Below are 25675 nucleotides of genomic sequence, written 5' to 3' on the forward strand. Positions count from 1 at the left end.
GGTATGCATGATAGATTTTTTAACTGACAATGGTTCGCAACTTCTATTATTGACATGGGAGCACCTATATATATCCGCTATTGCTTTAGTTTTAGGGATACTTTTAGCTGTACCCATCGGAGTTATACTGACTAGATATAAACGAATCGCAAGTGGATTCATTAGTGCAATCACAGTGTTGCAGACTATACCATCACTGGCTTTATTGGCCTTAATGATTCCATTGTTCGGAATTGGAAAATTCCCAGCTATTATTGCGTTATTTTTGTATTCTTTGATGCCAATATTGAGAAATACGTATATTGGGATGGAAGGAGTAGACAAAGATTTGATCGATGCAGCTAAAGGGATGGGAATGACTAATAGGCAATTGATTTTCTCTGTTGAGTTGCCGCAAGCAGCTCCTGTTATCATGGCTGGCATACGTTTATCTGGTGTGTATGTTATTGCATGGGCTACTTTAGCTTCTTACATTGGCGGAGGCGGTTTAGGCGACTTTATCTTTAACGGCTTAAACTTATATATTCCCGAGTTGATTATTGGTGGAACGATCCCTGTTACCATACTAGCGTTGCTGGTAGATTTTCTTTTAGGAAAAGTAGAAGAAAAAGTCACTCCAGTCAACTTGCGAACTGCGAAATAGGAGGATACAACATGAAATATTTGAAGAAGAAAAAAACGATTGCCTTGTCGCTTTTTAGCGCGTTGGCTTTAGCAGGGTGTTCTCTACCAGGTCTTGGAAGCGGGACATCTGGTGAAGGAATCACAGTAGCTGGTGTAACTTCGACAGAAGGATTGATCATGAGTTATGTAGTTGAGGGAATGGTCGAGCATTATATGGATGATATAGATGTTCAAGTCATCAATAATTTAGGTTCTTCAACAGTAAGTCATCAGGCTTTATTAAATGGAGATGCAAATATTGCTGGTGTTAAATATACTGGGACTTCATTGACGGGAGAATTAGGTCATGCGCCGATCACAGATTCTGAAGAAGCCCTGAAAGTAGTTGTAGAAGGGTTCCAAACGGAATTTGATCAAACGTGGTTCCCTTCATATGGGTTTGCTAACTCATATGCCTTTATGGTGACACAAGAAACAGCTGATGAATATGATTTGGAAACAATCAGTGATTTGGAACCATACGCTCAAGATATGCAGGCTGGTGTGGACAATTCGTGGATCGAACGAGAAGGAGACGGGTACGATGCTTTCTTAGATACTTATGGATTTGACTTTAACAGAGTTTACCCTATGCAAATCGGTTTGGTTTATGATGCTTTGGCCGCTGGGGAAATGGATATCATCTTAGGTTATTCTACAGATGGACGTATTGCCAGTTATGATCTGGTAGTTCTAGAAGACGATTTGAGGTTATTTCCTCCTTACGATGCAAGTCCTGTTGCTACTAATGAGGTATTAGAAAATTATCCCGAATTAGAAGAAATTTTATTGAAACTAGAAGGAACGATCAGTGAAGAACAGATGCAAACAATGAATTATGAAGCAGACAACAATTTAAAAGAGCCGCAAGTAGTTGCGGAAGAATTTTTACAAGACAACAACTATTTTGAAGATACGTCAGTTTCTACGAACGGAGGGGAATAGCATGAATATTACAGACATGAATGTTTTCGAGCAATTGATTTATTATTTCTCTCAAAACGGTGCTTATGTGTGGAGTCAATTTATTCGGCATTTTTTGATGTCGATATATGGCGTTTTATTTGCAGCCATCATTGGTATCCCAATCGGTTTTTGGATTTCCAGACATGGAAATTTAGCTAAATGGGTAATCGGGATAGCCAATGTGCTTCAAACGATCCCTTCCTTAGCTATGCTGTCGATATTGATGTTAGGTTTTGGTTTAGGAGCTACAACCGTAGTCGTGACGATTTTCCTTTATTCTCTACTGCCGATTCTAAAAAATACCTATGCGGGAGTCCGAAGTGTAGATGACAGTTTGCTAGACACTGGAAAAGGTATGGGAATGACAAGAAGGCAAGTCACTACAATGGTAGAATTGCCGTTAGCTTTATCGGTTATCATGGGTGGAATTCGTAATGCCCTTGTAGTTGGTATTGGTATCGGAGCCATAGGAACCTTTATTGGTGCTGGAGGATTAGGGGACATTATCGCAAGAGGGGTTAATGCCACTGATGGTGGAGCGATTATCCTAGCTGGTGCTATTCCAACTGCTTTAATGGCTGTTATTGCCGATGTCGTTTTAGGATGGATCGAAAAAAAATTAGATCCGACACAATCCACCCGATTGTTCGAGTCAAAGGTAGCGCAACCAAAAAATTAAGCACTAAAAAACAAAAGATACAGGGTTCATTTATACGGAATCCTGTATCTTTTGTTTTTTTTTTTTGAGTTATTTAGCAGTGCGTTTTGTCAATTGGATATAGCGAATTTCATCCATTTTGATCATAGAGATTGTTTTTTTATCTAAACTAGACAGAATAATTTTCTCGTTATCTTTAGGAGAGATCATTAGTTTTCCAGTGTATTCATGAAAAGCGAAACTGTTGCTTCGATCAGTGGTTTGAATGATAATGGGTTTGGATTTTAAGTGAGCCTGTTCTAAAAAATAAAGGATTTGTTCCATTGGCATTTGGGGCAGTAGAGTGGGTGAAGCGGCATCTGTCAAAAATAATTTTGTTTTTTGCAAAAAGCTAAAAGCAGATAATGTTACGGCACTATTTTTTTCCATGTGTGCATCCTCCAAACATTTGTTCGTTTTCTATATTATACGAACAAATGTTCAATAATGCAATCTTTTATTTTCTCTTTTTAATTTTCGCAAAACCTGTCATAATAAAGAAGGAATAAAATACTAAAGGTCGGAGTGAGTTGAATGAGTTATAAATTGATCACAGATTCTTGTTGCGATTTGCCTTATACGTTTATTGAAGAACAAGACATCGATGTAGTGAATTTAACTGTTCATATGAATGGAAAAGAATTGGTTGATGATATGGGCAAAATATTTGACCGCAATCAATTTTTTCAAGAATTAAAAGAAGGAGCTATGGCTACTACTTCTCAAATCAATATTGGTACATATATCGATGTGTTTGAAAAGTACGTAAAAGAAGAGATTCCTGTTTTGTATATAGCTTTTTCTTCAGCTTTAAGTGGTTCTTACAATAATGCTGTTGCGGCTGTAGAACAATTAAAAGAAGACTATACAAATGTGAATATCACTATTGTAGATTCCAAAGCTGCTTGTCTAGGAGAAGGTTTACTAGTTTATGAAGCTGCGATGCGCAAATCAGCAGGAGCTTCAATAGAGGAAGTTGCTAAATGGCTGGAAGACAATAAAATGAAGCTCCATTCGTGGGTCACTGTTGATGACATTAAACATTTGGAACGCGGAGGAAGAGTCTCTGCGTTATCAGCTACTTTAGGAACGTTATTGAACGTAAAACCTATCATAGTTGTTAATCCGGCAGGAGGTTTAGTACCAGCTGGTAAAGTCCGAGGACGTAAAAAGTCTTTACACCATTTAGTGAGTAAAACCGTTGAAGGAATTATAAACCCTGAACAACAAACAATTTTTATTGGGCATGTAGGTGTACCAGACGAAGCTGAGATGGTAAAACAAGAACTCCTAGAGCAAATCACTGTAAAAGATATCAAGATTTATCCGTATGGACCAACGATTGCGTCTCATACTGGGTATGGTTCACTCTCGATTTTTTCTATGGGAGAAGAAAGAGTATAAGAGACGTTCGTTATTATTGATTAAATATTTTTAAGCGTGTAAAGTTGGTATATGTTATACTATATATATTGTTGTAACAGTAAAAAAGTGCTATTATTTTTAGTATGTAGGAAATGTCCAGAGTAAGATAAATTCTATATAGAGTAATGCAATTGTTACTCATTATTAAAAAAAACTTAACGCCCTGATTGAATAACCGATATAGATCTTGCATGCTTAGTCTATATTGACGAAATAATTCGATTGTGTTAATGTTTTATTAGTTAAATAAGCAAAATCGGTTGGGCATTAGCTTTCAAGAAGACGTCTTCTAGGGTGAGAAGATTCTTCTTTGCTGATGTCTTTTTTTGCACTTTTAAGGGGGTGAAGGAATGGGACTCGAAGCTGTTGAATATGTTAAACAAGCTGAAGAAAAAATTGAAGAATTGCGAAAAAATAGTCAATCTGAAGCAGGGAAAATTGTTTCAGATGCTGAAAAAACAATTCAACACAATAAAGAAATCCTTGAACAAGATTTAACGAAATTTGAAGAGGATGAAAAAGAGAAATACAGCACATTGTTAGCAAATGATAAACAGGTTATTGCAGAGGAAGTTGCTCAAGAAAAAGAGAAGATTCAACAAGTTGTTGAAAAGAATAAAGATGAAGTTGTCAATGAACTATTGAAGGTGGTGTTTAAACGTTATGGCAATAGCTAAAATGAAACAAATAACACTTTTAGCGGAACAAGCCAATAAAGAGCAGCTTTTAAAAGCAGTACAAGAGTTGCAAAAGCTTGAACTATTTGATTTGTCAACTTTAGAAGAAACTGAATTACTTGATTATTATTCTCGTGAAACTCTACCTCAAAACAGAGGCATCTATGAGGAAAATATGAAAACGATTCAAAGTACATTGGCTTATCTAAATCAATACGTCAAACAACCCAGTGCTTTGAAAAAAATGCGACAAGGAAGAAAAGAGTATACACTAAAAGAATTGGAACAAAAAGTGGCTGATTTTCCTTTAGATCGAGTAATTGATGAAGTTAGACAAATTGAAAAAGAAATAATTGATATTAATCAACAGCGGAAAAATTTGACGGATACTGAAAATTTCTTAAGAAGATGGGAACGATTAGACTTTAATCCGAATGATTTAGAGGATTTTAAAGTTACAACCGGAAGAATCGGGACTATTTCTTCAGTAAATGCTGAAGATTTTAACGATGCTGTAAAAGAATCTGGTTTTGCTTATGTTGAAGAAATATTCCGATATAAAGATGAAGCAGCGTATTTAGTCATCGCACCATCGGCTTCATTTGCAGAAGTAAATGAAGTGTTGAATCAATTCCAGTTCACAAAATTGAATTATCCATACCAAGATGTGCCTAAAGAAGAATTGAAATCAGTTTTAGGCTCATTGAATAAACTTTCTGAAGAAGAAAATAAGTTGAAAGAGAAACTTCGCGCTTATAGTTCTGATATTGACAATCTAAAGTTGTCAGAAGAATATTATTCTAATTTAGTACAGCGTGAGAACGCTAAATCTTTATTATTAAATGGAAGCAGTTTGTTTATTTTAAATGGGTGGCTTGAAGAAGAAGAAGTTGCTGACTTAACTATCATATTAGACAAACATGTGGGGCAGGAAAATTATGCTCTCATGTCAGATGAAATCCGCATGAGAGATTATGATTTTGTTCCCACAGTATTAAAAAACAACTCTGTAGTTGAGCCTTTTGAAAGTGTAACTGAAATGTACAGTTTACCAAAATACAATGATATAGATCCTACGCCTTTAATGATGCCTTTTTACCTAGTATTCTTTGGTATGATGAGTGCTGACTTAGGTTACGGACTTGTGTTGATGGCTGCGACATTTGCTGCACTGAAGCTCTTTAATTTAGACAAAGGTACAGCAAGATTTATACGCTTTTTCCATTTGCTATCTTACTCAGTCATCGTATGGGGACTCATTTACGGAAGTTTCTTCGGGGCCGCATTGCCAGTACAGTTATTATCGACAACGAATGATGTCATCACTATTCTCATTCTTTCTGTTGTCTTTGGTTTTGTTCAATTGGTGTACGGCTTAGTGATAAACGGAGTTGTAAAATGGAAACAACAACAACGTGCATCAAGTTATGTCGATGGATGGGCTTGGGCTGGTGTATTAATCGGTTTAGTTCTATTAGTTGTAGACATGATGGTTATGCCGAATGATATCATTCGTATAGTATCCTACGTCTTAATCTTTGCAAATGTTATCGGAATTATTCTTATTTCTACTTTGGCATCTAAGAAAAAAGGCCTAGGATTTGCGTTAGGTTTGTATAATTTATATGGTGTCACAGGGTATGTAGGTGACTTGGTAAGTTATACTAGACTGATGGCTCTTGGAATATCAGGTGGGAGTATTGCTGTCGCTTTCAACTCAATTGTACTCTATCTTCCTGTGGCTGCTAGATTTACTATAGGGATAGTGTTGATTGTTGCATTGCATGCATTAAATATCTTCTTAACTTATTTAAGTGCTTATGTGCATACCGCACGTTTGCAATACGTTGAGTTTTTCGGCAAGTTTTTTGAAGGTGGCGGTAGAGCTTTATCCCCACTGAAAACTCTCGAAAAACACATTTATCTAAAGAAAGACACAAAATAGTTTAAAAAAATTGATATATTTATAAATGGAGGAATTACAAATGGAAAACTGGTTAACTTTTTTTGCTGAAAATAATGGTGGTTTAATGTTCGCTGCATTAGGAGCAGGTATGGCAACAATCTTCGCAGGTATTGGTTCGGCTAAAGGTGTTGGGATGACAGGGGAAGCTGCTGCAGCTTTAACAACAGAACAACCGGAAAAATTCGGTCAAGCATTGATTCTTCAATTGCTTCCAGGTACTCAAGGACTTTACGGATTCGTTATTGCATTCTTGATTTTCTTAAATTCAGGAGCAGATACTACTTTAGCTCAAGGTCTGTATATGTTTATGGCTTCTTTACCAATTGCTTTTACTGGTCTGTTTTCTGGTATGTATCAAGGACGCGTTGCTTCTGCAGGTATCCAAATTTTAGCTAAAAAACCTGAACATGCAACTAAAGGGATTATCTATTCTGCCATGGTAGAAACTTATGCTATCTTAGGGTTTGTTATTTCATTCTTACTTGTATTAAATGGCTAATGATTCATTCTATAGTCTATAAAGTAAAACAGAATGGAGGGAAAACATGGCTGACTTAAAATTACTCACAGATCGATTAATGGAAAATAAACGATCAGAAATTCAAGTCGTTATTCAAGAAGCAGAGAAAGAAGCGCAACAATTAATTCAAGCTTCAACTGAGGAATTGGCAATGGAAAAGCAAAGACGTCAAGAACGAATTCAAGCTGAGCAAAAAGCTCAATATGAAAAAGATAAAAATGCCTTATCCAATCAAAAAAGAAATCAATTGTTAGCTGAAAAACAACAAGCTATAACTGCTGTATTCGATTCAGCTAAAGAACGAATGGAACAATTGAATCAAGAGGAATTCCAACAGTTTCTAGCTGCTGTTTTGGAGCAATACGAAAACAAAGAAGTAGAACTAGTGGTTGGAGAAAAATCTCGTTCATTTGTTTCTTCTCAATGGATAGAAAAGCAAAATCAAGCAGGAAACAATGTTCGTCTGAGTGATGAGCAAGTTTCTAAAAAAGCAGGATTTGTTATTCGTCACAAAGGTATCGACTACAACTACATTTTTGATGCTTTAGTAGATGATACGAGAGAAGATGTCTTACCAACTGTATCACAAAAATTGTTTCAATAAGGAGGAGGAGAATAAATGAAAGATACAGCATTTGCTGGATCGAATGCAAGAATTCGCGTTTATGAGAGCAGTCTCCTTCAAAATGATCAATTTGAACGTATGTTGCAAGCCAATAGTTTTGAAGAAGCAACTCTGGTCTTAAAAGATACTCCTTACCGTAATGATGTAGAAGAACTTTTAGAAACAAGAGATTACGATGCCTTGCTGACGAAAGAATTGCAACGTGTCTATGCAGAAATGTTTGCACTAAGTCCTGATCCTGACTTAGTGGAACTGTTTTCATTGCGGTATACGTATCACAATCTAAAAGTTTTATTTAAAGCTAAAATCACAGGAGAAGACTTTGACTCAATGCTGATTCCGATCGGGAAGGCACCAATGTCTGCTTACCGACAAGCTGTTGAGGTGGGTACCTCAGAAGACTTGGATCAAGCGTATATCGACAGCATACAAGAAGTCTTAATTGCAGAGGAAGAATACCACAATATTCAATCTGTAGACATTATCTTGGATCGTCGTTATTTTACTCATTTAAGATGGTTGGCTGAAAGAATAGGTAATGCAAAAATTCTTGATTTTGTGAAATATTACATTGACTTGAATAACTTATCTACTTTATCCAGAGCCATTAAACAACAAAAAAGCCGTAATTTCTTAGTCACTATTTTGTCCAGCTCTGGTAATATTCCAAAAGAAGAATTAGTAGAGTTAGGCAAAGAGGATCTAGAAAGTGCTGGGAAAATCTTATCTGAAGGTAATTTTGCTTCTATTGTGCAAGCTTCATTGGACACTGAAACACATGAGTTATCTCCAGTAAAAGTTGATTTAGAAACAGATAATGCTGTGATGGAAACGATGCAAAAAGCTAAATTACAGCCTTTTGGTCCGCTCCCATTATTAGCCTTTATTCACGCTAAAGAAACAGAAGTTAAAAACTTGCGGATGATTTTGGCAGGGAAAGAAAACGGCCTGCCAATAGAGAGCGTAAGAGAAAGGATGCGTATGAATTATGGCTCATAAAATTGGAGTAGTTGGAGATAAAGACTCTATCTTACCATTTAAAATGTTGGGCTTTGATGTTTTCTACGCATCTGAAGCCAAAGAAGCCAGAAAAACGGTTGATCACTTAGCCAAAAATGAGTATGGCATTATTTACCTCACTGAAGCATTGGGGGAAAAGATACCAGATACGATTAGTCGTTATGACAGCAAAATACAACCCGCAATTATTTTGATCCCCAATCATACTGGAACATTGAATATTGGGAAAAAACGCATTCAAGATAATGTTGAAAAAGCAGTGGGACAAAATATTTTATAGGAGGTAACCAGTTTGGATAAAGGAAAAATTGTAAGTGTCTCTGGGCCGCTTGTTACGGCTGAAGGCATGGAACATGCCAATATTCAAGATATCTGTAGAGTCGGGAATCTTGGATTGATTGGTGAAATTATTGAAATGCGAGGAAGCATTGCCTCCATTCAGGTATATGAAGAAACTTCAATGGTAGGACCAGGAGAACCAGTAGAAACAACAGGAGAAGCTTTATCTGTTGAACTTGCACCTGGGATTATGTCACAAATGTTTGATGGAATCCAAAGACCCTTAGATACTTTCTTGAATCGCGCAGAAAGTAACTATCTAAGTCGTGGTGTTTCTATTGAACCCCTAGACCGTGAGAAAAAATGGGAATTCAAACCAGCAGTTACTATTGGAACTATAGTATCTACTGGAGATGTTATTGGACATGTTCAGGAAACACCAGTTGTGGACCATAAAATTATGGTTCCTGTGGGAGTAGAAGGAACAGTAACAGCTATTGAAGCTGGACAATTCAACATTACAGAAACGATCTACGTACTTGAAACAGAAGAAGGCAAAAAAGAATTTACGATGACTCAAAAATGGCCTGTTCGTAAGGGACGCCCAGCAGCTCGTAAATTAAACCCTACAACGCCTTTAAAAACAGGACAACGTGTTATCGATACGTTATTCCCAGTTGCTAAAGGTGGTTCAGCTGCTGTTCCAGGTCCTTTCGGTGCTGGAAAAACAGTTGTACAACACCAAATCGCAAAATATGCCGATGTAGATATCGTAGTATATGTTGGGTGTGGAGAACGTGGAAACGAAATGACGGACGTTATCAACGAATTCCCTGAATTGATTGATCCGAATACAGGCGAATCGATTATGGCACGTACGATTTTGATTGCCAATACTTCAAACATGCCCGTTGCAGCTCGTGAAGCTTCTATTTATACAGGGATTACGATTGCAGAATACTTCCGTGATATGGGATATAGTGTGGCTATCATGGCTGACTCTACTTCTCGTTGGGCAGAAGCGTTGCGTGAAATGTCTGGACGTTTAGAAGAAATGCCAGGGGATGAAGGTTATCCAGCTTATTTAGGAAGTCGTTTAGCTGAATTCTACGAACGTGCTGGAAAAGTTGTTGCTTTAGGTAATGAAGGCAGAGAAGGGAGCATCACTGCTATTGGGGCTGTTTCGCCTCCGGGTGGAGATACTTCTGAACCGGTTACTCAAAATACTATGCGTGTAGCAAAAGTATTCTGGGGACTAGATGCAGGTCTATCAAGAAAACGTCACTTCCCAGCCATTAACTGGTTGGACTCTTATTCACTTTATGTAAATGAAATGACAGCTTACATTGGTGAAACATTAGGTGTTGACTGGAACAAAATGGTTACTCGCAGTTCTTCTTTACTACAAGATGAAGCAGAACTACAAGAAATCGTTCAATTAGTTGGGGCAGAATCATTATCTGAAAGAGACCGCTTGAAATTAGTTATTGCACGTATGATCCGTGAAGACTACTTGCAGCAAAATGCTTTTGATGATGTAGATTCCACCACTTCTATCCAAAAACAATACGAAATGTTGCACACAATTCTGACTTTTGAAGAAGAAGCGAAAAAAGGAATGGAATTAGGCGCCTACTTTGATGAAATCATCCAAGGCACGGTAGACGTAAGAGAACGTATTGGTCGCGGTAAGTTCTTACCTGAGAATAAAATTGCTCAATTTGCAGACATACGTAACTCTATTCAAGAAACCATTCACCAAGTTGTTGAAAAAGGAGGAATGGATACAGATGCTTAAAGAATACCGTACAATCAATGAAGTTGTAGGTCCTTTGATGACTGTTGAAGGTGTCGAAGGTGTTAAATTTGATGAATTAGTAGACATTCAAATGCAAAACGGTGAAAAACGCAGAGGCCAAGTTTTAGAGATCAATGGCGACAAAGCCATGGTTCAAATCTTCGAAGGTCCTTCTGGAATCAACTTACGTGACACCAAAGTCCGTTTCACCGGTAAACCTTTATCTTTGGGAGTTTCTGAAGACATGGTTGGTCGTGTGTTTAACGGGATGGGTGAAGTAAACGACGGTGGCCCAGAAATTATTCCGGAAAAAACCTTAGATATCAATGGTGAAGCGATTAATCCTATGGCTCGTGACTACCCGGATGAATTTATTCAAACCGGTATTTCAAGTATTGACCACCTGAACACATTAGTTCGTGGACAAAAATTGCCCGTATTTTCTGGATCAGGTTTACCACATAAGGAATTGGCTGCTCAAATCGCTCGTCAAGCTTCAGTATTGAATTCTGACGAAAAATTTGCGGTTGTCTTTGCTGGTATCGGGATCACTTTTGAAGAAGCTGAATTCTTTATGGAAGACTTCCGTAAAACAGGTGCTATTGACCGTTCAGTAGTTTTCCTTAACTTAGCAGATGATCCTGCTATTGAACGGATCGCTACTCCACGTATGGCTTTGACAGCAGCTGAATATTTGGCCTATGAAAAAGGAATGCACGTGTTGGTTATCATGACGGACATGACAAACTATTGTGAAGCATTACGTGAAATTTCTGCTGCTCGTCGTGAAGTTCCTGGGCGTCGTGGATATCCTGGATATTTGTATACCAATTTGGCAACATTGTTTGAACGTGCTGGCCGTTTAGTTGGTTCAGAAGGTTCTGTAACACAAATTCCTATTTTAACTATGCCAGAGGATGATATTACTCATCCAATCCCTGACTTGACTGGTTACATCACTGAAGGACAAATTATTCTTTCTCGTGAGTTGTACAACAACAATGTTGAACCTCCAATCGATGTATTGCCTTCATTGTCTCGTTTGAAAGATAAAGGGACTGGGGAAGGTAAAACCAGAAAAGACCATTCTGCTACGATGAACCAATTGTTTGCTGCTTATGCAGAGGGAAAACAAGCTAAGGAATTAGCAGTTGTTTTAGGAGAATCTGCTTTATCCGATACAGACAAAAAGTTTGCAGCATTTGCGACTCAATTTGAGGAAGAATATGTAAACCAAGGATTCTATACAAACCGTACTATCGAAGATACGCTGGACTTGGGATGGAAATTGTTGTCAATCTTGCCTAGAACTGAATTGAAACGGATTAAAGATGATATGTTAGATGAATACTTACCAAAAGGGGAGTGAACCTAAATGGCTAAGTTGAACGTTAATCCGACACGTATGGAACTGGCGAACTTGAAAGACCGATTGAGTCTGGCAAGTCGTGGGCACAAATTATTAAAAGATAAACAAGATGAATTGATGCGTCAGTTTATTGAATTGATCAAAAAAAACAATCAACTGCGTACTGTGGTAGAAGACAAGCTGATTTCTGCAATGCAATCTTTCGTCATGGCGAAATCATTGCTGAATGAAAAATACATTGAAGAATTGGTGGCAGTTCCTCCACGTACGGTTAATTTAAGTGTTTATGAAAAAAATATTATGAGTGTTAACGTTCCGGTAATGAATTTTGATTACTCCGAAGAAGATGACAATACCAGTGATATTTCTTATGGTTATTTAAATTCCAATAGTGAATTAGATGTTTCTATCGAAGAAATGTCAGCTGTTATGAAGGAACTTTTGGAGTTGTCAGAAATCGAAAAAACGTGTCAATTATTGGCGGATGAAATTGAAAGCACAAGACGTCGAGTGAATGCATTGGAATACCGCACTATTCCACAATTGGAAGAAACCATTTATTTCATTCAAATGAAATTAGATGAAAGCGAACGTGCTGAAATCACTCGATTGATGAAAGTGAAGGATATGGGGTAATCGGTAGTTGTTTACTGCTCATCCTTTGGTGCTAGTCTGTAAGGAGAAGAAAGAAGACCAATTTGGTTTTCTTTCTTCTCTATTTTTTTGACCCATAAGGAGGTAAAATGCGCTTTTCTTTCAGATAAGACTGAATTCCAGTTATACTGTAAGCAATACGTACTATAGGAGCGGATTAGTTTATGAAGGAAGCAGAAAACTTATTACAACCTCAACCAGAAGACAAAAAAATAGCCCTGGTTCTTGGTGGAGGCGGTGCGCGTGGTTCTTATCAAGTTGGCGTTTGGAAAGCATTGAAAGAGTTGGGAGTAGCGTTAGATATTATTACAGGTACCTCTGTAGGAGCTTTGAACGGGGCGGTGATTTTACAAGGAGATTATGAACTAGCTGAGCGGATGTGGAAAGAATTAGAAGTCAATCACGTTGTAGAGTTTGAGTTGTCTTCCAAGCCGTCTAATTTTAACGAATACAGTGAGATATTAAGTAAATTCTTATTAACGGCCATAAAAAACAGAGGGATAAGTTCTAAGCCGCTGCTGACTTTAATTAGAGAGTACATCATTAAAGAAAGTGAAATTCGAAAGAGCGGGATTGAATTTGGACTGACAGTTACTGAAATGGTCAGCAGAGAAAGACAGATTTTTTACCTTGAAGATATTCCGGAAGGGCAGTTGGATCTTTATCTTTTAGCGAGCGCATCCCTGTATCCTGCTATGTCTGCTACAATGATTGAAGATAAAGAATATATAGATGGAGGCTATAGCGAAAATGTTCCGGTAGATGTGGCTCTTAAACGGAATCCCACACACCTCATCATTGCAGACATCAACATCAACGGGAAAGTCCGAAACTATTCTGTCCCTGATAATGTTGAATCGTATCATATTACCAGCAAGTGGCCCTTAGGAGATATGTTGTTGTTCGACGGAAATCGAGCTGAAGTCAATATTCAACTAGGCTACTTGGATGCCATGAAAAAATTTGGCAAGTACGAAGGTTCGTGGTATACATTTGACAAAAGAAGCTTTCAAGATCATTATAATCAGTTTTATAAAGAAGTGGCTTTATTTCTTGAACAGTCACAGCAGCAGATAAAAAATTATTTGCTAGACGAAAAAAATCAGCGGTTTTTATTGGAACAATTGAATATCAACTGGTATGGCAGAGTTCAAAAAGAAGCATTTACTTATGCTTTTCATGAATTGACAGGTAAGATGTTTCATCTGCACCCAACAAAAGTTTATACGTTTGATGAATTTGAAAAAGAAGTTAAAGCGAAATATGAACAAATGACTCAAAAAATGTCTTTTGATGATGTCATCGCAGTTATTCAAAATTCGGGAACGAGTGATATCATCAAGACAGCTAAAGAATGGCAAGAAGAATTTAGAGAAAGTATTCCTTTATTATCCAATCTTAAAGTATGTTTTTATTTCTTATCGATTTTAGAAAACCAGCATAAAAATGAATTGAACGATTGGAAAGTCCAATTGATAATTCGTGTTCGTCCATATCCTTTTTTAATTGCGTTATTTCTATTCTTTTTAAACAAAAGAGGCTAGTTTCTATTTATAACTAGGTAAAATACCAAATAAAGCCTTTAAAAGTTAAAAAGTAGTACAGTAAGTTACTGTTTTATGTTAAACTAGAAGATAAGCAAAAAAAATCTAAAAAGACTTTTTCAATTTTCTTAATCGAGGTGAACGAAATGGCACAAAAAATCTCTTTTGACATCAAAGAAGAAATTTTAGTACTTTCTCAGAATGCAAAGGGTTGGCAGAAAGAATTGAATCTAGTTAGCTGGAATGGTAATCCACCAAAATTTGATTTACGCGAATGGTCTCCTGAACATGATAAAATGAGTAAAGGGATTACGTTAACCAATGAAGAAATGAAAAAGTTGACAGATTTTTTAAAAGAGTCTGAATTCATGTAATGAGGATCATCTTTAGGTGTAAACTGTGTAGATAGGAAGGGTAACATATGACTGAACGTGGTTTATTGATTGTTCTTTCTGGACCGTCCGGAGTAGGAAAAGGGACAGTAAGAAAAGCAATTTTTGATAGTGGAGAAATCGATTTTGAATATTCAATCTCTATGACGACTCGTAACCAACGAGTTGGTGAAGAAGATGGAGTAGATTACTTTTTTAGATCTAGAGAAGCCTTCGAAAAATTGATTGAAACTGGCGGCTTGTTAGAGTATGCTGAATATGTAGGCAATTACTACGGAACACCGCTTGAGTATGTAGAAGAAACGTTGTGCAAGGGTAAAGATGTTTTCCTTGAGATCGAGGTCAATGGAGCAAGGCAAGTACGCGAAAAAATGCCTGACGGAATTTTTATTTTCTTAACTCCCCCCGATATTATGGAGCTCAAAACCCGTATTCTTAATCGAGGCACTGAAGAAATAGCTTTAGTCGAAAAACGTTTGGAAAAAGCTGTTGAAGAAATCAAAATGATGGATCACTATGATTACGCTGTTGTGAATGATCAAGTAGAGAATGCAGTCGCTAAAATCAAACATATTATCGAAAGTGAACATTTAAAAGTACCTAGAGTCATAAACAGATATAAAAAAATCGTTGAGGAGATGTGAGAATTATGATGTTGGATCCTTCTATAGATGCATTATTGGAAAAAATAGATTCAAAATATTCTTTAGTAATCGTAGCTAGTAAAAGAGCGTATGAATTGGAAGCAAAAGCAATGCCAATGCTGGAAGAATATAAATCATTTAAAAATGTTGGACGAGCTTTAGAAGAAATTTCAAGTGGGGATTTAGTGATTGATCCTACTACAGTAGAACCAGAAGCTTAATCAATCGATAAAGGAGTGGAACAGCGTAAAAATGTTCCACTCTTTTGTTTTTTTTATAGTGCGAAATCTTTAAGACATAGCGTATATTCAATGCGGCAATCGCTTTATTCCATTCTCTTTAAAGACAAATGGGTTGTTTTTTAGTAGAATAGAGAAGAATGCATGGTTAAAAATGCACTAAAGATCGGGGGAAATCAGAGTGTTAAATGGGAAGAAAATAGCGGTATACATTACTGGCGGTATCGCTGCCTATAAAGCAGCAGACTTGGTAAGACGATTGATCATAGGAGGTGCTGAAGTGAAAGTAGCTATGACATCAGCAGCGACAGAATTCATAACGCCTTATACGTTACAAATATTAAGCAAACACGATGTGTATACAGATATTTTTGACGAAAAGGATTCTGCAAATGTCAGTCATGTTCATTTAGCAGATTGGACTGAGTTGGCTGTTGTAGCACCTGCTACAGCCAATATCATGGCAAAAATGGCTAATGGAATCGCAGATGATTTTGTGACCACTACATTGTTGGCGACAACTGCTCCGATAGTGATTGTTCCTGCAATGAATACGCATATGTTAGAAAATGCAGCTACGGTACGCAATTGGCGACAGTTGGAGAACGATGGGCACTTTATTATGGAACCTGATACAGGATTTTTAGCAGAAGGTTACGATGGAAAAGGACGTTTTCCAGAGCCGGAAAATATTGTAGAGACTATTCAAAGCTTCTTATTAAAACATCAACAAGACTTGCCTTTAAGCGGAAAGAAATTTGTAATAACTGCCGGGGGAACTAAAGAGCGGCTCGATCCTGTTCGCTACATTACCAATGATTCTTCTGGGAAGATGGGATACAGCTTAGCAGCCGCAGCTAGAGATATGGGAGCAGATGTGACGTTGGTATCTGCATCTTCTGCGTTAAAAAAACCTTTTGGGGTCCAGCTGGTCCCTGTAGATTCTGCAAGAGAAATGTATGATGCTGTTTTTGATCAATTTGAACAAGCGGACGCAGTCATTATGGCAGCGGCCGTGTCCGATTACACTCCTATAGATCAAGCCAGACAAAAAATTAAAAAAAGTGAAGCTGTTCTAACGATTTCTTTAGCTAAAACAACAGATATTTTAGCTACAATGGGTCAAGAAAAAACGCATCAATACTTAGTAGGGTTTGCGGCCGAAACGCATGATGTAGCAAGCTATGCGAAAGGAAAACTGGAAAAGAAGAAGGCTGATATGATCATAGCCAATGACGTTTCCAAACCGCATGCCGGATTCAATAAAGATACGAACGAAGTGACCATTTTTTCAACGGATGAAGAACCGGTGGAAGTATCCGTTAGATCCAAAAAAGAGGTTGCTGAGGAGATCATTCAGCAAGTGATTAAGAAAATGAGCAAGTAAAGGTGTGAAGTGATTTTGAATTTAATCGCTAAAGTGATCGTTGATGTTCCAACGATGCAAACAAATCAACCATATGATTATCAAATACCAGAAGAATTTGCAGAACAAATTTTTCCGGGAATGAGAGTAGAAGTTCCTTTTGGACAAGGGAAAAGAGTTGTCCAAGGATTTGTCGTTTCAGTAGTTGAAGAAGCTTCATTTAGCGGGAAATTAAAAAGAATATCAGGTGTAATGGACTTACATCCCGTTTTGAACGATGAATTGATTCAATTAGGAAAAGACATGGCAGACAGAACATTCAGTTTTCAAATAACGTGTTATCAAACGATGCTTCCGGCAGTATTGCGGGCCAAGTATGAGAAAAGTATTCGTCTCATTGATGAACTGGATGAAGATCAGTTTTTTGAATTGTTCAAAGGAAAAGATGAAATTACCTGGGATGATGCCGTAAACCGCGGAATTTTACCAAGATTGACGCAACTCAAGAAACAAGATGTTGTTGAAGTGGTCTATTCTGTAAAAAATCGTGCCAGTAAGAAAAAAAGAAGAATGGTAAAGCCAGCTCTGTCTTTTGAACAATTGGAAGAGGAAAAAATGAGTTTGCGAAAAACAGCTAAAAAGCAGCTGCGTTTATTAGATATCCTGCAGTCATTATCTTTGTCTGAGCAATCCATCAGTACTCAAGAACTGAGCAAACTGTACGAGCTGCTGTCTCCGGTCATTCGTGAAGCGGAAAAGAAACATTGGCTGACAGTGTTTGAAGAAGAAGTGTACAGAGATCCATTTAAAGAGCAGACCTTTGAAAAAACTTCCCCTCATATACTGACTGAACAACAGCAACAAGCTTTTGAAGCGATTCAATCAGCAGTCACTCATCAGCGGTCAGAGACTTTTCTGTTAAGAGGAGTTACAGGCAGCGGGAAAACGGAGATTTATTTACAAACCATTGCTTCCGTATTGGAAAAGGGCCAAACGGCATTGATGCTGGTCCCGGAAATTGCATTGACACCTCAAATGGTGACGAGTTTTAAAGGTCGTTTTGGAGATGAAGTAGCTGTTTTGCATAGTGGGTTATCTGACGGTGAAAAATTTGATGAATGGCGCAAGATTGAACGAGAAGAAGCAAAAGTAGTCGTTGGTGCTCGTTCGTCTATATTTGCACCGGTGAAAAACTTAGGGGTCATTATCATGGATGAAGAACACGAGAGCAGTTACAAGCAAGATGAAAATCCACGTTACCATGCTCGAGACGTCGCTGCGTGGCGTTCTGAATTTCATAATTGTCCATTGATTTTAGGGAGCGCAACACCTTCTTTAGAATCTCGTGCCAGAGCTCAGAAAAAAGTATATACATTAGTGGAATTGCCTGATCGAGTCAATCAGAGAATGCTGCCGGAAGTGGCTATTGTAGATATGCGTGATGAAGGGAAAAGCGGAAATCGCAGCAGTTTTTCATTAGTATTGCAAGAAAAAATTCGCGATCGCTTGGCTAAAAAAGAGCAGATTGTATTGATGCTCAATCGAAGAGGGTATTCCTCATTCGTGATGTGCCGAGATTGCGGTTTTGTGCTGCCGTGTCCAAACTGTGATATTTCTTTGACACTCCACATGGATACTAAAAGTATGAAATGCCATTATTGTGGACACGAAGAAGCGATCCCTCACACTTGTCCTGTTTGCAAAAGTTCTAAAATCCGGTATTATGGTACCGGGACGCAAAAAATCCAAGAGGAATTAGAGCAAGTGATTCCTGAAGCTAGAGTTATTCGGATGGATGTGGATACGACTCGTAAAAAAGGTGCCCATGAGAAAATTTTGAGTGCTTTTGGAAACCAAGAAGCCGATATTCTATTGGGAACACAAATGATCGCTAAAGGATTAGATTTTCCGAACATTACTTTAGTAGGGGTGTTGAATGCCGATACCTCTCTGGGATTGCCGGATTTTCGATCCAGTGAAAAAACCTTTCAGCTGCTGACTCAAGTGAGTGGTCGAGCAGGACGGGCTGAATTGACAGGTGAAGTGATTGTTCAGACGTTTAACCCTGAACATTATTCCATTCAATTGGCTAAAAAACACGATTACGATCATTTCTACCAAAAAGAAATGATCATTCGTCATCGTGGGAATTATCCGCCCTATTATTTTACAGTCTCAATCACAGCTAGTCATACAGAAGAAAAAGTAGCCGCCAAAAAAATGTATGACATCGTCAATTTTCTGGCGCCGCAATTGAACCAAAACACGATCCTGTTGGGTCCTACGCCTAAGTCTATTGCGCGGGTCAATAACCGTTTTTATTACCAAGTATTGATAAAATATAAATCAGAACCCACATTGATTCCTTTGCTGCACCAAATCTTAAACGAATCACAAAAAGAAATGGCTAAAGGTTTAACAATTGCGATAGATAAAGAACCGCAGCAATTTATGTAATGAAAAAACAGCAAAAAATAATCACAGTATGTTATCAAGCGAGATAAAGGAGTTTTGCTCAATGAAAATAGTATTTATGGGAACACCAGCTTTTTCTGTACCTATATTAGAATCTTTGGTGGAATCAGATTACGAAGTAATAGCTGTAGTAACACAACCAGATAGACCAGTAGGCCGAAAAAAAGTATTGACGCCTACGCCAGTGAAAGAAGCGGCCTTAAGACACCGTATTGAAGTTTTACAGCCAGAAAAAATCTCTGGATCTCCAGAAATGGAAAAAATTATGGAAATGAATCCTGATATAATCGTCACAGCTGCATTTGGACAATTTTTGCCTACAAAATTATTGAATGTTCCTCACCTCGGTGCGATAAATGTTCATGCCTCTTTACTGCCTAAGTATCGTGGCGGCGCTCCTGTTCATTATGCTTTGATCAATGGAGAAACCGAAACTGGAGTTTCGATTATGTACATGGAGAAAAAAATGGATGCGGGAGATATTATTTCTCAAAAATCATTGCCGATCACTAGAGCGGATGATGTCGGAACTTTGTTTGACCGCTTGAGCATCTTAGGAAGAGATTTATTGATGGAAACGATCCCTCATATCATTGATGGGACTATTCATCCTATCAAACAAGAGGAAGAAAAAGTAACTTTTTCACCTAATATTACTCGTGAACAAGAAGTATTGGATTGGCACAAAGAAGCCGCAGCCATTGATCATCAAGTCAGAGGCATGCGTCCTTTCCCAGGAGCCTATACGTTTTTAGAGGGCGAACGGTTAAAAATCTGGGCAGTGACACCTTTGTCCAATCAAACCGATCAAGCACCTGGAACGATGATCGATATTCAAAAAGACTGTATATTAGTTGCCTGTGGAAACCATACTGTGGTGCAGCTGGACGAGGTGCAACCAGCTGGTAAAACAAGAATGTCAGCAGCTGCATTTGTCAGTGGGATAGGCAGTAAACTTAATACGGGAGAGGTCTTAGGATAACATGGCAGAACAACCTTCAGCTAAACGAGCGGTGAAGAAAAGCAGCCGCTACCAAGCTATGCAAATTTTAGATAAAACTGAAAAAAGTGGTTCTTATTCAAATCTTCTTTTGAATGAAGCCATTCAAAAAAATAATTTAAGCTCTGCTGATGCACGTTTAATGACAGAATTGGTTTATGGTGTCTTGCAACGTAAAATCACATTGGATTATTATTTGAGTCGATTCTTGAAAAAAAATCAAAAAGTAGATACATGGGTAAGAAACTTATTGCGATTATCCATTTATCAAATGGTTTATTTGGAAAGAATACCAGCGCATGCTATTTTATTTGAGGCTGTGGAGATAGCAAAAACACGTGGTCATGTAGGAATCAGTAAATTTATCAACGGTATTTTACGAAATGCTGAGAGAAAAGGATTCCCAACTGTTGAAGACATAGCTGATCCAGTCGAGTGTCTAAGTGTTTCGTATAGTCTGCCTAAATGGCTGGTAGAGAAATTCATTGCGGAGATCGGATACGAAGAAACGGAATTGCTGGGAGAATCATTATTGTCTCCCAGCCATTCCAGTGCCCGCGTGAATGAAAAATTGACGACCCTGCAAGATGCACTCGATTACATGGAAGAAGAAGGGTTTTATGTGCGCAAAAGTGAACTTTCAGCACATGGAATAGTTAGCGACAGTGGACATTTTGCGTCTTCTGAACTTTTCAAAAGTGGAAAGATCACGATTCAAGATGAGACCTCTATGCTGGTCGCTCCTGCGTTGCAAGTAGAACCACACCATCAAGTTTTAGATGCTTGTGCCGCTCCAGGCGGAAAAACCACGCACATTGCCTCTTTTCTTTCTAAAGAAGCAGGTGGTAAAGTAACAGCACTTGATCTGCACAAACACAAAGTCAAATTGATCAAAGAAAATGCGGAAAGATTGCAAGTAGCAGATGTTGTTGAAGGGTTTGAACAAGATGCTCGTAAGGTCGACGAAATATTTGCCGATGACACTTTTGATCGGATATTAGTAGATGCTCCTTGTTCCGGCTTAGGCTTGATGAGAAGAAAACCCGATATCAAGTACACTAAGAAACCACAAGATTTTGAACAATTGCACACCATTCAATTAGATATTTTAAAACATGTCGCGCCTAAATTAAAATCTGGTGGACTTCTAATCTATAGTACGTGTACAATAACTAGAGAAGAAAATAGTCAAACCGTGGAAGCCTTCTTAACAGGGCATCCTGAATTTGAAAAAGAAGAGGTTTTTGTTGAAGGACCTGCAAAAGAGTGTCTAACGGATGGTTTTTTAACAATCTATCCTCATGCTTTTGAATCAGATGGTTTTTTTATCAGTGCGTTAAGAAAGAAATAAACGTGGAAATCTCACAGAAAAGACATCTTTTCTGAGAGATTGTCCTTTTTAGTGTCTTATATTTTCCTTACATAGAGAAAAAGCCACAAGACTTAGATTTGAAACAGGCGAAAAAGAGGTGTCGGTATGAGATTGGTTGTAAAGACCGATAAAGGTAGAAAAAGAGGAACAAATCAGGATTTTGCAAATACATACAAGAATCAAAACGGCTTAACACTAGCTGTATTGTGTGATGGTATGGGAGGACATCGGGCTGGAGATATTGCCAGCGAGATGGTTGTATCCCATTTAGGAAATAATTGGGAAAAAACCGAGTTCGACTCTGCAAAAAATGCTGCGGAATGGCTGGAAGTACGTATCAATCGAGAAAATCAGCGATTGGTCGAAAAAGCCCGTCAGTACCCGGACTTAAATGGAATGGGAACGACTTTAGTAGCAGTCGCAGAAGCTGTGGACGGTTATGTGATTGCAAACATAGGAGACAGTCGTGCCTATCGTTTGATCGATGGTCGCTTAGTTCAAATTACGGACGATCACTCGTTAGTAGGCGAATTGATGAGGAATGGTCAATTGACCGAAGAAGAAGCCTTAAATCATCCTCAAAAGAATGTATTGACACGTTCATTGGGTGTTGAGGAAACGTTGGGAATCGACATCGATACGTATGCATACGGGTCCAATAACCCTATTTTATTGTGTTCGGATGGATTGACCAATATGGTAGCAGATAAAGAAATTGAAAAAATCTTGAATATAACTGAACCGTTGGAAAGCCAAGCGACTATGCTGATTGATTTAGCCAATGAGCGCGGCGGAGTAGACAATATTACTGTGATCATTATTGATTTAAATGGAAGAAAGGAGGTTTAAAGAATGGAAAACGGAAAAAAATTAAATGGTCGTTATAAAATAATAAAACCAGTTGGCAGCGGCGGAATGGCTAATGTTTACTTAGCTCATGATTTGATTTTAGATCGAGATGTTGCCGTTAAAGTCTTGAGATATGATTTTAGAAAAGACCAAGATACTATCCGTCGCTTCAAGCGTGAAGCTTTATCCTCCACTGAACTGGTCCACCCGAACATTGTCAGTATTTATGATGTAGGCGAAGAAAACGATACACAATATATTGTCATGGAATACATTGAAGGTATGGATTTAAAAGATTACATTATCAATAATTTCCCGATTGCATATCGTAAAGTCTTGAATATCATGAGTCAAATTTTGTCAGCTGTTTCTTATGCCCATCAAAATCAAATCATCCATCGAGATTTAAAACCGCAGAATGTATTGATAGATGAAAGCGGCGTTGTAAAAATTACCGATTTTGGAATAGCCGTTGCTGTTTCACAATCTTCTATTACACAAACTAATTCATTACTAGGGTCCGTTCATTACCTTTCTCCAGAGCAAGCTCGCGGAGGAATGGCTACCAACCAATCGGATATCTATTCGTTGGGGATTATTTTATATGAGTTGCTGACTGGCAGTGTACCTTTTGAAGGTGAATCAGCTGTTTCGATCGCATTAAAACATTTCCAAGAAAGTATCCCTTCGGTTAAAAAGTTTGATCCCAGAATACCGCAAGCATTAGAAAATGTGGTATTAAAAGCTACTGCTAAAGAAACAGCTGACCGGTACAAATCAGTTCGTGAAATGGAAATGGATCTTGAAACAGCTTTATCTCCTAGTCGAGTGGATGAGCCGCCGTATGCTCCTGCCAGCATGTTGCAAGAGACGAAAGTCATTACTCCCATATCAGTCACAAAAGAAACGGATTTGGAAGATACCATGGTTATTCCAGTCGTGACAGAAGAACCGAAAGAAGAGTCGGTTCCGGAAAAGAAAAAGAAAAAACGAAGATGGATATGGATAGTCTTGTTAAGTCTTTTTTTCATAGCCATTGGAGTTGCCATCGCGGCTTATTTATTAACGCCTAAAGATGTCACTATCCCAAACTTGGAAGAGATGACGCTGGAAGAAGCAGAAATGGAACTCTCAAAAGTGAATTTAAGTGTTGATGAAGTGGTTGAAGAACCGAATGAAGAGATCAAAGAAGGATTTGTTGTTCGATCAAACCCGACTATCGGCAATAGTGTCAAAGAAAACACACAAGTTGATCTGTTTATCAGTTCAGGAAAAGCAACAGTTGAATTCATGGATTACACGAACGAAGATTATCAGGAAATTCGAGCTGAACTGACTGAGATTGGATTTACAGTAGAGAGTGTGGGAGAAAACAGTGAAGAGATTCCAGAAGGAGCTATCATTTCACAAGACATCGGGGAAGATGAAGAAGTAGTACCATCGGAGACGACGGTTACGTTTACTGTCAGCAGCGGAAGAGCTGGAACTGAGATGAGAGATCTTAATGGATATTCTCAAAAGAGTGTAGAAGATTTTGCTTCTGAAAATGAATTGAGTCTGCAGATTTCGGAAGAATATTCTGAAGAGGTCCCAGTCGGATATGTGATCTCGCAAGATATTGATCCTGGAACGATCGTTTACAAGGGGGATTCATTAAGCATTGTAGTCTCCCTTGGAAAAGAAGATATTCCGGCACGTCAATTTACGGTTCCTGTAACGATTCCGTATCAAAATGCGGCTGAATCTTCCTCGGAAAGTGAATCCTCAGAAAACGAATCCTCAGAAAATGAATCCTCAGAAAACGAATCGGAAGAAAGTTCGACTGAATCACAGCCTGTACCGAATACTATTGAAATCTATATTGAAGATGCTGAACATAACTTGAACACATTGTTCCAGCAATTTACGATCACAGAAGACCATGATTTAGAAATACCTTTTATTTTAGAAGAAGGAACAACAGGAAGTTACCGTGTTGTACGTGATGGCGAAACGATTGAAGAAAACACCAACGTTGCTGCTCCTGATACAGACGAATAGAATAACCTGCTGTGTAAAATCAACACACTCTCTACGGACAAGCAAAATTATTTTGCCCTAGTCCATGGAGAGTGTGTTTTATTCTTTTTTAAGTTTTTGAAAGCATGAGATTAATGGACGTTTCTGATTTTAGGTTTGCATTCTGGTTCAGAGTTGAGTAAAGTTAAAGAGAAAAGAGAGTTGAGGAGGGCGCCTATTTGCCACAAGGACAGATCAGGAAAGCATTAAGTGGATTTTATTACGTCTATTACCAAGGAGAAACCTATCAGACTAGAGGGAGAGGAAACTTCAGAAACCGCAATCTAACCCCTTTAGTGGGAGATTTTGTAGAATTTGAGAGTGGAAACAAAGAGGAAGGTGTCGTTCAAGAACTTTTAGAACGAAGAAATGAATTGGTACGACCGCCAATCGCAAATATTGATCTAGGAGTAGTCGTGACATCAGCGGTAGAACCGGATTTTTCTACTCAATTATTAGATCGGTTTTTAGTGACCTTAGAGAATAAAGGAATAGAAGCGATCATTTACATTACGAAAACTGATTTAATCGATGATGAGACGTACCAATCTTTAAAAAAATACCAACAGTACTATGAATCAATCGGTTATACAGTGTATTTGCCGACAAATGCTGAAAAAGACCAAGCTGTGCAAGATCTATGCAGTCATTTTGCAACTCATTTGACCGTCTTTATGGGACAATCTGGAGCAGGGAAATCTACACTGCTGAATACGATCTCGCCAGAATTAGTGTTAAAAACAGCTGCGATATCGATGTCTTTAGGACGTGGTAAGCATACCACCAGACATGTGGAATTGATTCCTCTATATGATGGTTTAGTAGCAGATACTCCAGGCTTCAGTGCGATCGACTTGGCAGAGATTGAGTTGGTTGATTTAAGGGAACTGTTTCCAGACTTCGTTCAAGTCCAAGATCAGTGTCGCTTCAGAGGCTGCATTCATCACAAGGAACCAGGCTGTAAAGTAAAGGAACTGGTTGATGAAGGTACGATTGCTGAATACCGCTACGCCAGCTATCTCCAGTTTTATGAAGAAATTAGTCAACGCAAACCCGATTACTCTAAAAAGAAATGAG

25 protein-coding genes and 1 other annotated feature are annotated in these 25675 nt (G+C 38.1%); of the genes, 24 read left to right on the forward strand and 1 reads right to left on the reverse strand.

Annotated features, from left to right (window positions below):
* The first annotated feature begins 7 nt into the window (after nucleotides 1–7).
* Genes ACEN36_RS01315 through ACEN36_RS01325 form a run of 3 tightly spaced genes read left to right on the forward strand, consistent with a single transcriptional unit; the run spans nucleotide 8 to nucleotide 2308 of the window.
* Entirely contained in the window at nucleotides 8–643 is a 636-nt protein-coding gene (locus ACEN36_RS01315; protein ID WP_407101707.1) for an ABC transporter permease, read from the forward strand.
* Between the two features lie 20 nt (nucleotides 644–663).
* Nucleotides 664–1608, forward strand: a complete 945-nt coding sequence (locus ACEN36_RS01320; RefSeq protein ID WP_407101790.1) for an osmoprotectant ABC transporter substrate-binding protein — start codon at nucleotides 664–666, stop codon at nucleotides 1606–1608.
* 1 nt (nucleotide 1609) lies between these two features.
* Nucleotides 1610–2308 (forward strand): ABC transporter permease, encoded by a 699-nt coding sequence (locus ACEN36_RS01325; RefSeq protein WP_407101709.1) that lies wholly within the window; start codon nucleotides 1610–1612, stop codon nucleotides 2306–2308.
* A 69-nt stretch (nucleotides 2309–2377) separates the two neighbouring features.
* Here ACEN36_RS01325 and ACEN36_RS01330 read toward each other — a convergent pair whose 3' ends face one another.
* Nucleotides 2378–2716 (reverse strand): hypothetical protein, encoded by a 339-nt coding sequence (locus tag ACEN36_RS01330; protein WP_407095397.1) that lies wholly within the window; start codon nucleotides 2714–2716, stop codon nucleotides 2378–2380.
* Between the two features lie 144 nt (nucleotides 2717–2860).
* Here ACEN36_RS01330 and ACEN36_RS01335 point away from each other — a divergent pair, with 144 nt between their 5' ends.
* The 21 genes from ACEN36_RS01335 to rsgA all read left to right on the forward strand — a co-directional run bounded on the left by ACEN36_RS01335 (nucleotide 2861) and on the right by rsgA (nucleotide 25674).
* Nucleotides 2861–3730 carry a DegV family protein gene (locus ACEN36_RS01335; protein WP_407095396.1) on the forward strand — a complete coding sequence of 290 codons (870 nt, stop codon included), beginning with the start codon at nucleotides 2861–2863 and terminating at the stop codon, nucleotides 3728–3730.
* 279 nt (nucleotides 3731–4009) lie between these two features.
* Nucleotides 4010–4055: a sequence feature (sodium ion sensor (DUF1646 type); this cis-regulatory element may regulate processes involved in with the transportation of sodium ions), on the forward strand.
* A 46-nt stretch (nucleotides 4056–4101) separates the two neighbouring features.
* Complete coding sequence (locus tag ACEN36_RS01340; protein WP_407095395.1) at nucleotides 4102–4428, forward strand: hypothetical protein; 327 nt, start codon at nucleotides 4102–4104, stop codon at nucleotides 4426–4428.
* Nucleotides 4415–6373, forward strand: a complete 1959-nt coding sequence (locus ACEN36_RS01345; RefSeq protein WP_407101711.1) for a V-type ATP synthase subunit I — start codon at nucleotides 4415–4417, stop codon at nucleotides 6371–6373. Before ACEN36_RS01340 ends, ACEN36_RS01345 begins: the two co-directional genes overlap by 14 nt.
* Nucleotides 6374–6413: 40 nt before the next feature.
* Nucleotides 6414–6893, forward strand: a complete 480-nt coding sequence (locus tag ACEN36_RS01350) for a V-type ATP synthase subunit K (RefSeq protein ID WP_407101713.1) — start codon at nucleotides 6414–6416, stop codon at nucleotides 6891–6893.
* Nucleotides 6894–6939: 46 nt separating this feature from the next.
* Complete coding sequence (locus tag ACEN36_RS01355; protein ID WP_407101715.1) at nucleotides 6940–7518, forward strand: V-type ATP synthase subunit E; 579 nt, start codon at nucleotides 6940–6942, stop codon at nucleotides 7516–7518.
* Nucleotides 7519–7533: 15 nt separating this feature from the next.
* Entirely contained in the window at nucleotides 7534–8538 is a 1005-nt protein-coding gene (locus ACEN36_RS01360) for a V-type ATP synthase subunit C (protein ID WP_407101717.1), read from the forward strand.
* Nucleotides 8528–8839, forward strand: coding sequence for a V-type ATP synthase subunit F (locus ACEN36_RS01365; protein WP_407095388.1), 312 nt, complete (start codon nucleotides 8528–8530; stop codon nucleotides 8837–8839). The genes ACEN36_RS01360 and ACEN36_RS01365 overlap by 11 nt, the downstream gene beginning before the upstream one ends.
* Nucleotides 8840–8851: 12 nt before the next feature.
* Nucleotides 8852–10636 (forward strand): V-type ATP synthase subunit A, encoded by a 1785-nt coding sequence (locus ACEN36_RS01370; protein WP_407101719.1) that lies wholly within the window; start codon nucleotides 8852–8854, stop codon nucleotides 10634–10636.
* A complete protein-coding gene (locus tag ACEN36_RS01375; protein ID WP_407095384.1) occupies nucleotides 10629–12005 on the forward strand; it encodes a V-type ATP synthase subunit B in 1377 nt (458 codons plus the stop codon). Before ACEN36_RS01370 ends, ACEN36_RS01375 begins: the two co-directional genes overlap by 8 nt.
* Before the next feature lie 6 nt (nucleotides 12006–12011).
* Nucleotides 12012–12641 carry a V-type ATP synthase subunit D gene (locus ACEN36_RS01380; protein ID WP_407101721.1) on the forward strand — a complete coding sequence of 210 codons (630 nt, stop codon included), beginning with the start codon at nucleotides 12012–12014 and terminating at the stop codon, nucleotides 12639–12641.
* Nucleotides 12642–12823: 182 nt separating this feature from the next.
* Nucleotides 12824–14203, forward strand: a complete 1380-nt coding sequence (locus tag ACEN36_RS01385; RefSeq protein ID WP_407101722.1) for a patatin-like phospholipase family protein — start codon at nucleotides 12824–12826, stop codon at nucleotides 14201–14203.
* Nucleotides 14204–14349: 146 nt separating this feature from the next.
* Entirely contained in the window at nucleotides 14350–14577 is a 228-nt protein-coding gene (locus ACEN36_RS01390; protein WP_204210730.1) for a YdbC family protein, read from the forward strand.
* Nucleotides 14578–14624: 47 nt separating this feature from the next.
* Nucleotides 14625–15239: a guanylate kinase gene (gene gmk / locus ACEN36_RS01395; protein WP_407095378.1), complete on the forward strand. Its 615-nt coding sequence runs from the start codon at nucleotides 14625–14627 to the stop codon at nucleotides 15237–15239.
* 5 nt (nucleotides 15240–15244) lie between these two features.
* A complete protein-coding gene (rpoZ, locus tag ACEN36_RS01400; protein WP_304511187.1) occupies nucleotides 15245–15460 on the forward strand; it encodes a DNA-directed RNA polymerase subunit omega in 216 nt (71 codons plus the stop codon).
* 199 nt (nucleotides 15461–15659) lie between these two features.
* Nucleotides 15660–16865, forward strand: a complete 1206-nt coding sequence (gene coaBC, locus ACEN36_RS01405) for a bifunctional phosphopantothenoylcysteine decarboxylase/phosphopantothenate--cysteine ligase CoaBC (protein ID WP_407101724.1) — start codon at nucleotides 15660–15662, stop codon at nucleotides 16863–16865.
* Between the two features lie 15 nt (nucleotides 16866–16880).
* Complete coding sequence (gene priA, locus ACEN36_RS01410; protein ID WP_407101726.1) at nucleotides 16881–19301, forward strand: primosomal protein N'; 2421 nt, start codon at nucleotides 16881–16883, stop codon at nucleotides 19299–19301.
* 61 nt (nucleotides 19302–19362) lie between these two features.
* Nucleotides 19363–20301, forward strand: a complete 939-nt coding sequence (fmt, locus tag ACEN36_RS01415; RefSeq protein ID WP_407101728.1) for a methionyl-tRNA formyltransferase — start codon at nucleotides 19363–19365, stop codon at nucleotides 20299–20301.
* Between the two features lies 1 nt (nucleotide 20302).
* Nucleotides 20303–21670, forward strand: a complete 1368-nt coding sequence (rsmB, locus tag ACEN36_RS01420; RefSeq protein ID WP_407101730.1) for a 16S rRNA (cytosine(967)-C(5))-methyltransferase RsmB — start codon at nucleotides 20303–20305, stop codon at nucleotides 21668–21670.
* 126 nt (nucleotides 21671–21796) lie between these two features.
* Nucleotides 21797–22540, forward strand: a complete 744-nt coding sequence (locus ACEN36_RS01425; protein ID WP_407095371.1) for a Stp1/IreP family PP2C-type Ser/Thr phosphatase — start codon at nucleotides 21797–21799, stop codon at nucleotides 22538–22540.
* Between the two features lie 3 nt (nucleotides 22541–22543).
* Nucleotides 22544–24580 carry a Stk1 family PASTA domain-containing Ser/Thr kinase gene (gene pknB / locus ACEN36_RS01430; RefSeq protein ID WP_407101732.1) on the forward strand — a complete coding sequence of 679 codons (2037 nt, stop codon included), beginning with the start codon at nucleotides 22544–22546 and terminating at the stop codon, nucleotides 24578–24580.
* 197 nt (nucleotides 24581–24777) lie between these two features.
* Nucleotides 24778–25674, forward strand: coding sequence for a ribosome small subunit-dependent GTPase A (gene rsgA / locus ACEN36_RS01435; protein WP_407101734.1), 897 nt, complete (start codon nucleotides 24778–24780; stop codon nucleotides 25672–25674).
* Nucleotide 25675 lies beyond the last annotated feature (1 nt).

This window comes from Desemzia sp. FAM 23989, from assembly GCF_045528345.1.
Lineage (GTDB): Bacteria > Bacillota > Bacilli > Lactobacillales > Carnobacteriaceae > Desemzia.

Bases quoted from the DNA above. Each gene is read 5' to 3' on its own strand.
- ACEN36_RS01315 (WP_407101707.1), top strand. From the start codon at position 8: ATGATAGATTTTTTAACTGACAATGGTTCGCAACTTCTATTATTGACA.
- ACEN36_RS01325 (WP_407101709.1), top strand. From the start codon at position 1,610: ATGAATATTACAGACATGAATGTTTTCGAGCAATTGATTTATTATTTC.
- ACEN36_RS01330 (WP_407095397.1), bottom strand. From the start codon at position 2,716: ATGGAAAAAAATAGTGCCGTAACATTATCTGCTTTTAGCTTTTTGCAA.
- ACEN36_RS01335 (WP_407095396.1), top strand. From the start codon at position 2,861: ATGAGTTATAAATTGATCACAGATTCTTGTTGCGATTTGCCTTATACG.
- ACEN36_RS01340 (WP_407095395.1), top strand. From the start codon at position 4,102: ATGGGACTCGAAGCTGTTGAATATGTTAAACAAGCTGAAGAAAAAATT.
- ACEN36_RS01345 (WP_407101711.1), top strand. From the start codon at position 4,415: ATGGCAATAGCTAAAATGAAACAAATAACACTTTTAGCGGAACAAGCC.
- ACEN36_RS01350 (WP_407101713.1), top strand. From the start codon at position 6,414: ATGGAAAACTGGTTAACTTTTTTTGCTGAAAATAATGGTGGTTTAATG.
- ACEN36_RS01355 (WP_407101715.1), top strand. From the start codon at position 6,940: ATGGCTGACTTAAAATTACTCACAGATCGATTAATGGAAAATAAACGA.
- ACEN36_RS01360 (WP_407101717.1), top strand. From the start codon at position 7,534: ATGAAAGATACAGCATTTGCTGGATCGAATGCAAGAATTCGCGTTTAT.
- ACEN36_RS01365 (WP_407095388.1), top strand. From the start codon at position 8,528: ATGGCTCATAAAATTGGAGTAGTTGGAGATAAAGACTCTATCTTACCA.
- ACEN36_RS01375 (WP_407095384.1), top strand. From the start codon at position 10,629: ATGCTTAAAGAATACCGTACAATCAATGAAGTTGTAGGTCCTTTGATG.
- ACEN36_RS01380 (WP_407101721.1), top strand. From the start codon at position 12,012: ATGGCTAAGTTGAACGTTAATCCGACACGTATGGAACTGGCGAACTTG.
- ACEN36_RS01385 (WP_407101722.1), top strand. From the start codon at position 12,824: ATGAAGGAAGCAGAAAACTTATTACAACCTCAACCAGAAGACAAAAAA.
- ACEN36_RS01390 (WP_204210730.1), top strand. From the start codon at position 14,350: ATGGCACAAAAAATCTCTTTTGACATCAAAGAAGAAATTTTAGTACTT.
- gmk (WP_407095378.1), top strand. From the start codon at position 14,625: ATGACTGAACGTGGTTTATTGATTGTTCTTTCTGGACCGTCCGGAGTA.
- rpoZ (WP_304511187.1), top strand. From the start codon at position 15,245: ATGATGTTGGATCCTTCTATAGATGCATTATTGGAAAAAATAGATTCA.
- fmt (WP_407101728.1), top strand. From the start codon at position 19,363: ATGAAAATAGTATTTATGGGAACACCAGCTTTTTCTGTACCTATATTA.
- rsmB (WP_407101730.1), top strand. From the start codon at position 20,303: ATGGCAGAACAACCTTCAGCTAAACGAGCGGTGAAGAAAAGCAGCCGC.
- ACEN36_RS01425 (WP_407095371.1), top strand. From the start codon at position 21,797: ATGAGATTGGTTGTAAAGACCGATAAAGGTAGAAAAAGAGGAACAAAT.
- pknB (WP_407101732.1), top strand. From the start codon at position 22,544: ATGGAAAACGGAAAAAAATTAAATGGTCGTTATAAAATAATAAAACCA.